Raw genomic sequence first — 7,945 nt, 5'->3', positions numbered from 1 at the left:
GGTTTCCCTCGCTTTTATCCGCATTATTCTTAAAAGATACTAAACAGGCTCTTAGCAATAAAACAAAAATGACCGACATCATGATAATGCCGATCAGTTGACTTTGTGCCACTTAGAACACCTCCGTGTTATCCATATTCCATGTGCAGCACCTCCGATGGTTCTTTGGTCTGCGTTTCCTCTTGCATGGGCTGCGGTGCAGACAATTCCTGTTCCACTTCACATTTCACAGCACAGTCTGCAAGCTGATACAACAGCTTTGCAGTCTGAATCACCTGTTCCTTTGTACGTGACTGCGTATACCGCAAATCACGCATGACCGACTGATAAGCGTATTTTAAGTTGTCCTGTTTGGCACACAGTTTTCCCTTGTCTGCATACGCTCCGTATTCATCCGATAGCTTGGATTTTAACTTCTCAAACATTGCATTTTCGTTTTTTCTGCCGATAAAAAATGCTGATGCGGCTAATGCATATTCAGCAAGATATCGGTATTGTCTATTTTGAAATGTTTTGGAAATCCGGTCGAGCATTCTGTCAGGATTGCATTTGAAATATTGCAAATCTGACGCAATTTCATGGTATTTTTCTTTACGGAAATGAGGAACAGCAGATAGGAACTCCACGCCGTGAAATTCCTTTAAATCCTCATTAAAATCCTTATTCTGCGGCAAAATTCTTGAGATGGTTTCATATCCATTTTCACTCAAAATATCCGTGAGACGTTCAGCAGCATCAATTCCTCCTGCATCGTTATCTGTGCAAAGCACAATTTCCGTAAGATTTTTATGATTTTCAAGTGCAGTTAGCACAGCATTTTCATATACGCCGTTCATGGTGATATATGATTGCTCCTGCCAGTTCTCAGGATTCATCGTGAGATACGATAAAAGATCGATCGGAGCTTCAAACACAAATAATTTCTCAGAATTTCCGAAATGCGCAAAGCTGTATTTGGTATCCGAACCCTCGCAGGTGATGCGGAACGGTTTCCCGAAAGAATTGGTGGAACGCTTGTGTGCCTGACGGGGGATGCCGTTTTCATCCATGCCCACAAACACTGCGTTATGATGCTCTGCATCCTCAAAAATCAGCTGCCTCTTTGCAAAATATGTGATAATTTCCGGCGAAATAAAGCGCTGCTTTATGAGGTAGGCATAAACTCTGTGCATATCCAAATTCGCTTCCGGCAAGCGGAATCCCTTTATTTTTTCTTCCTGCACAGCCGCTTTCGGCGGACTGTGGGCAATCGGGGCAACGCTTCTTCCCAGCAACTCGTTCATGGCAGTCTGAAAATCCATGCCATAGAAATACCGCATGAATTTGACCGCACCGCCGCCAACCTGATTCTTGTGATCAAACCAAGCTGCGCCATGAATTGTAATGCTGTCGTGTTTCCCGCTGCTGTCATGATAGATCAACTTGTATTCTCGTCCGGCTTTTTCTAATTTTTCGCCTCTCATGCGGAGAAACTCCGTCAAGTCCACGCTGTTCGCAAGCTGTTTTTCCTCCTCTGTGTATGGAATATACGGCATATTTGCATCCTTTCCTTAAAGCCCGACAATACTCCACAAATACAGTGGTGCAGTCAGAGAAAATATCAGACAACCGAACAGAATCGCCGGAGCCGTCCATTCAAATTGCCCATGCTTGCGATAATCCATGTATGAAGTTGCGATCTTCACAAACAGCAAAATCGCCAGAATTACGTCAATTACGGGGAATACCACATTGTCCACAATCGTTTTGATCTGCCCTTTGGCAGAATTCCAAGTGTTTTCCACCGCACCAGCTACCTCGCCGTCTGCGAAAACCGTCAGGCTGCAAAAAGTGGTCATCACAATCACTACAGCCACTGCAATCATCATCTTTTTTGTTCTTGTACTCATAATTAATTTCATGTATTTTCACCCTCCATGATTTTTCCAACCAGAACTGTCCGGGAAGAGCTGTTTGCCCCAGTGCAAGTGGACAGCATCACAAGACGATCCGTATCGGCAATTTCAATGTCATCGTAAATTACCGCACGGTTTATAACTTCGCCCATCACTGTCCGCCAGTCGGATTCAGTGTTGTAAATTCCTCCGGTATTTTCCGTCACGTCCACCCCGAAAAAATACACGCAATACACATCATTTTCTGCGGTTAGCCAGCCATAGCGGTGGCTGTCAAAATATGTTCTGTCGGTGAAATTTATCACATCTGCAAACATGGAACGGTTGCTCATATTGTGGCCGTATAAAATATTGGAAACATCTGAAAAATCGGCGTTACAGCGGTAATCCAAAAAGATGGAACCGGCGTACAGATAGCTGCCGTCCGCCCCATGATGCAAGTAAAAATCGTTGTCACTTGACTGCATAATTGGATAGTTGATATGTGTATCCGGCACATAGATCCAGCCGATGGAATTGTCATAGGCTTCCCTTAATTCCTGCACCTGAGATGTCAATTCATCTGCGGTTTCCTGTGTGATTCCAAGATTTTCATTCAACTGAACAGCTTCGTCCAACGCTTCGCATACCTCAGAATCCGGCGCATATCCCTTGATTTGATTCCATTTCATTTTCTGCGCAATATCGTTCCCAAACAGCAGATACATTCCCCCGCAGAGGAGAGCAGCTGCGATCACAGCCAGCCCCATGCGGATTGCTTTTTTCTTATTCGTTTTCATGTTCCACCTCAACAAAATCCGGGCAGAAAGCGGCGTTTTTATCAGCCTTTTCACTTCTGCGCTTCTTTTTTCTGCTGATAATAAGCGCCGTGAAAATAACCACACTGCCAGCCAGCATCAGATACGCCAGCGGATTTCGGCCGCTGTCGCCGGTATTGGGCGTAGATTTTGTTACCGGAATCGCTTCATCGTACATGACAACTTCAGTCACTGTATCGTCTGCATTCACCGTGAATTCCACATCATTTGCAATAGCGTAGCCGTCCGGTGCAATGACTTCATGCAGCGTGTAAGTTTCGCCAGCTTTGAGAACTGCCTCGAGATAATGCGGCTCGTTGGTAGAAGTCCATTCCTCGATCACGTCCCCGTTCTTGTCAATGATCTGCAAATCAGCACCGGACAGTTCCTCGCCGGTGGTGATATCCTGTTTGGAGATCCGCACTTTTGTGGTATTATCAATCATGACAATTAGCGGATTGCCGTCTTCCGAAACAGCGACTGCGTCTACGTTTTCTACAGTAACATTGCCGTAAACGTCGACTGTAAAATTGATATCGGTTGCAATCACATAGCCAACTGGTGCGGCGATTTCTTTCAGTGTGTAATCTCCGGCAGGAAGCTCAGTAACAACATGGTTTGTGCCGTCGGAAGTCCATTTTTCAACCGTTTCTTCATCGCTGTTGATAAGCTCCATTTCTGCGCCGGAAAGCTCTTCTCCATACACATCCTGTTTGGAGATTTCAATGGTAATCGGCTTGTTTTCAGCTGTAATTTCCACAATTTCACCGTCCACAGAAATTGTCACAGGATAGCTTTCCTCACTGAGAATGTAGCCTGTGGGAGCTTTGATTTCTCTGACAATATACTCGCCGTAAGGAACTTTATCAAACGCAAAATATCCATTTTCATCGGACTCAGCCGTCATATATGCATTATCGGCGATGAATTCATCACAATCAGATGAGAATAATCCAAACAGTGCATTCTCCAGCGGTTCATCGGATTCGTTTAGAGCCTGTTCAGCATCTTTTTTTGCACGTCTTTTCGGCAAATTTTGCCGTTAACTGCGTCGAAAATCCTTGCCATACGTCAGTATGCCTGCGGATTTTTTCCTTGTAAACGACAAAATTATGCTCGAAAATCCGCACATAAAAAGATACTGAACAGGCTCTTACTTTGATTCCTTCGATTTTCCCACGCTTCAGCTCATTTTCAAACTGACCGCAATCAATATTGACTGTTGTGACTTCCTGTCCCATATATTCAAAGTCCACAAGATACTTTTTGCCGTTCAGGATATAGCGTTCATCGGTTGCAATTTCCTGCACATAATACTTGCCAAACGGGATTTTCTCTGCGATCACCGCAGTCATATTTTCATCCAGAGAAACCTCCGCAATGAAACCATCCGCAGGAATCGCTGAGCCGTTAGAAGCCACAATTTCTTCCGCTGCAAACAATCCAAATCGAACGTTGACTGCACTATTTTCTGCCGAGATGCCAAAGGTTTCATCGCTTTCCATAACCTTTTCCAGACTGATTTCCACGCCCTGATAGTCGTTGACAAATGCCTGATTTACCGTATCTCTCACAGCGACTTCCTGCCCAGCATACACAAGCTCTACAAACTGCGATTCGCTGTTCAATACATAGCCGTAAGGCGCTTGAATCTCCTTAACCTCATACTTACCGAGGTACAATAAATCCGTTTCCGCATAACCGTTTTCGTCAGTTGTCAATTCTGCCACAACATCTCCTGCATTGGCACGAATCGTGCCGTCCAGCGTCACAATATCCTCGCTTGCAATCACCTGATATACAGTGCCGGCAAGCCCTTTTTTCTCAAAAACAGGGGTATATGTGGTCTGTCCGTCCTCATGAACAACTCCGTTTTCATCAATGGAAATCGCACTGCCCAGTGCAGTGACGGAACTGAAAACATCGCCGGTTTTCTGAATGCTGATTCTGCCTTTTTGCGCAGTATTTTCCTTGTTCACTTTTACAATGGTCAAAGCGTTTTCTTCCTCTGCACTTTCAGCGGAAATTGCAAAGGGCACAGGCGTACTGTCCAGCACATATCCATAGGGAGCTTGTACCTCAACCAGCGAATATTCGCCATAGGGAAGGACTTCCGGAGTGATCAGATAGCCCTCAGAATTGGTATAAAAGACGTCTATCGTCGTGAGCGCAGGATAACTGTAGGACATGGAAATCTTGTTTCCGTCAGCGTCGTAAATGGCAAAGCCAGCGCCCTCGTAAGGGATGATATTGCCTGTTTCGGAATCCACCTTTACCACCTTGACATAACTCTCAAACTCCCGATTGTTCAAAAGAAACGCATAGGTTTTACCGTTTTCACTGATAGTGACATCAAAATCTGAAATGAGTTCCGTGCCTTCCCAACTGGCTGTCTGATGTACCGTATACACGCCGTATGGCAGATCCTTTGTCTTTGCAAATCCATTTTCATCACAGATAAGGTAGTCTTTTTCGGAATCCTTTGCAGTTTCATAACTGCCGGCACTCTTAAGGTATATCTCAAATTCTGCTCCAACTTCGGGTGTTTCAATCTGTGTGCTGCCATCATCAGAATGCTTCATGATGGAGATGTTTCCCTTGACCGCATCCTCTGTCACAGCAACGGAAATCATGTTACTTTCTGCAGTATAGTTCTTGGCTTCCGCACCAACAGAATACACAGTTTCATCCAATAGATAGCCTTCAGATGGGGAAATTTCCTGAATCGTATAGCTGCCGCAGACATATTCTTTTGTCTTGAAGTATCCATCCGAATCAGTGGTATAGGTGTCTACAAGATCGCCATCCAGATACAACCCATATACCGCTCCGGCAAGAGTCGCATCTCCTTGCGCCGTGACTGTTTCAGCATCTTTCTTTACAACCTCGGCAGTAAATTTTTTCAGCACATTTTCAAATGTGACATCCACAGTTGCATCCGCAGTCAGCGTAGCGGTCTGGTCTGCTGGAACAACATATTTAATCGGAACATTTTTCTCGGAAATGGTGTACACAATTTTCTGGTTATTGCTGTCGTAAACAGGAATATCACTGAGAATCGCAATGCCATCAGAACCAGTTTTCACTGTGTAGATACTTCCACCGCCGGTAATGGTAAATTCACGATCTCCGTTCTCACCATCTTCTGACTGCTTATTAATTTTGATCGAACCCTTTTTCAGATCATTGACAAAATTAGCGGTAACCGTCAGGTCTGCATTTCCGCTTGTCAGCGTCACATTTTGTGCCTTTGGCGTTTCATATCTTGTGGCAACATTGATTTCGGAAACCGTATAAGTCACAGCTTTTCCCGTTTTCATATCGTAAACATTGAGCGCAGAGAACTCCGCAATGCCCTTTGAATCGGTCTTTTTTGTATACGAACTTCCGTCCGAACCAGTCACCTTGAATTCGATATCTTTCACAACATTATCTTCAGAAGTCTTATTGATTTGAATTGTTCCGGTCTGAAATTTCTCATAAACCGTCACAGTCTGGTTGGCTTTCAATGTGTAAACCTTTGTGGAAAGTGCATAGCCCTTCGGAGCGGATATTTCTTTGACGTAATAGCTTCCGATCGGCAGCTTTATCGAACCAGTCCCGTCTGCGCCAATTATGATTTCTCCAACCTTTGTTTTGCAAGACTGGTCGCTATACACTCCATATCTCGCCGTGCTGCCGTCCACTGTGGATTTGCCGACAATCTGAGACGTTCCGTCCAGACACTTTTTGATACGGAAAGTCGCATCATTCTGGGTAATGCGAAATGCCGAAGTATTCAGCGCAGTTGTTTTTTTACCGTCTGTATTATTGTTAATAACCACACCTTGAGAACCGTTGGATTCAATGCGCCAGTGGGTACCGCCGTCGCCGTTTCCACTGCCGACTGTTGATGAAGTGATAAGACTTTCCGGAACGCCGATGCTTTTCAGATAGGATACCACATCGTTTCGGGAATTGAACTCGCCCATGTAAATCCAGGCATGGTTGATGTTTTTTGTCTCCGCAACCACTACCGAACCAGCCGTGATGGTGGAGCCGTCGGCGCATTCCCAGTAGGGGTGCTCCTCCGTTTTGACGTTCTGTTTTTCAATGTCAATGTTGGATGTCTTTCCGCCGTAGGTAATCGTACAGCTGTCACTGACCGTCAGCCAATGTGCTGTGTCCACAGGAACGGGATTGTTCCACGAAAATCCCGATGTACTGTACCCCAGCTGGGTCAGCGTGTAGTACACAAGTCCGGAACAGTCGATACCAAGACTGTTGATCGTGCTGACGGACAGCGGTGCATATGCACCCTGGGTGTAGATACCAGAATAACCTTTGTTCCCGAAGGTGTAAGGCGTTCCCAGAAGCGTTGCTGCCTTTGCAATGACCGTATCAGCGGATGGGAATGCAGCATTTTCCGTCGATGTACTTGCTGCGCTTGTTTTGTATGAACCTCCCATCGAAGTTCCCAGCATAGAAAAAGCGCAGAGTCCTGCCATCAGACCTGCGCCCAGTTTTTTCAATATTTTGTTTTTGAACATATACAAACTTCCTTTCAAAAAAGCACGAAAATACGTGCTGTAATGCGTTTTTTTGTTGCTGAACCTTACCGAAAAAGTCGGCGAACGAATTTTTGTACAGAACCAATCAAGGATCATATTTCATCACACTCCGCATCGCATTGTTCCCACAGCGGACAATCCTGGCAGTGTTCATAATCCATGCAGATTTCCTGCTGTTCGTCCTCCGATAATTCTCTGCGCAGAACGGTAAGGACGACGCCGTCCGCATTTTTCTCCAGTTCCACACGCACCGGCAGGCCATTTTCATCAAACAGCCCGCTGAAATTTGTCACGCCGTTTCCGGCTAAAATCTGTGAAAAAATCACTTTTTTCATACATCAATTCCTCCATCATCGTCAAAAAAGAGAGAGCTGCCTTGTCATTTTCGCTCTCTCGCTGGTATCGTAATTGGAAATCAACAGCTCATTGTACATACATCCGCCGTCGTACCTCTGTGCCAGATTGTTTAGTCTGCTGATTTCTTCCATATGGATATTCGGATTGTCCCAAAGTTCCCGGATTTCCGGACAGTCGTTGTAGGAAACTAAAAATTTTCCCGAAATATGCAGCAATGTATCACGCAATCTGACATGATCTTTTGCTGTAAACCCGACATCTTTGTAATAATCCTCCGTGGAAAAATACGGTGGATCGCAATAGAAAAAGCTCACCGGGCGGTCATACTGCCGGATGAGCTTTTCAA

7 protein-coding genes are annotated in these 7,945 nt (G+C 45.1%); all 7 read right to left on the bottom strand.

What is annotated here, in order from left to right:
* Positions 1–128 precede the first annotated feature (128 nt).
* Positions 129–1,535 (bottom strand): DUF3991 and toprim domain-containing protein, encoded by a 1,407-nt coding sequence (locus tag QZ375_RS13005; RefSeq protein WP_295219682.1) that lies wholly within the window; start codon positions 1,533–1,535, stop codon positions 129–131.
* A gap of 15 nt (positions 1,536–1,550) precedes the next feature.
* Entirely contained in the window at positions 1,551–1,901 is a 351-nt protein-coding gene (locus QZ375_RS13000; protein ID WP_295219681.1) for a DUF3852 domain-containing protein, read from the bottom strand.
* Positions 1,898–2,674 carry a class B sortase gene (locus tag QZ375_RS12995; protein WP_295219680.1) on the bottom strand — a complete coding sequence of 259 codons (777 nt, stop codon included), beginning with the start codon at positions 2,672–2,674 and terminating at the stop codon, positions 1,898–1,900. The genes QZ375_RS13000 and QZ375_RS12995 overlap by 4 nt, the downstream gene beginning before the upstream one ends.
* The gene (locus tag QZ375_RS12990; protein WP_295219679.1) at positions 2,661–3,725 is read right to left on the bottom strand and encodes a SpaA isopeptide-forming pilin-related protein; all 1,065 of its coding nucleotides are present in this window, start codon (positions 3,723–3,725) and stop codon (positions 2,661–2,663) included. The genes QZ375_RS12995 and QZ375_RS12990 overlap by 14 nt, the downstream gene beginning before the upstream one ends.
* The gene (locus QZ375_RS12985; RefSeq protein ID WP_295219678.1) at positions 3,694–7,221 is read right to left on the bottom strand and encodes a SpaA isopeptide-forming pilin-related protein; all 3,528 of its coding nucleotides are present in this window, start codon (positions 7,219–7,221) and stop codon (positions 3,694–3,696) included. The genes QZ375_RS12990 and QZ375_RS12985 overlap by 32 nt, the downstream gene beginning before the upstream one ends.
* A 113-nt stretch (positions 7,222–7,334) precedes the next feature.
* The gene (locus QZ375_RS12980) at positions 7,335–7,577 is read right to left on the bottom strand and encodes a hypothetical protein (protein ID WP_021681564.1); all 243 of its coding nucleotides are present in this window, start codon (positions 7,575–7,577) and stop codon (positions 7,335–7,337) included.
* Between the two features lie 21 nt (positions 7,578–7,598).
* Positions 7,599–7,945: DNA adenine methylase (locus QZ375_RS12975; RefSeq protein WP_295219677.1), on the bottom strand; the 347-nt coding region annotated here is incomplete at its 5' end.

The sequence above is a fragment of the Ruminococcus sp. genome (genome assembly GCF_019417665.1).
Classification (GTDB): Bacteria; Bacillota; Clostridia; order Oscillospirales; family Ruminococcaceae; genus Ruminococcus_C.
This window is presented reverse-complemented; position numbering and strand designations above follow the sequence as displayed.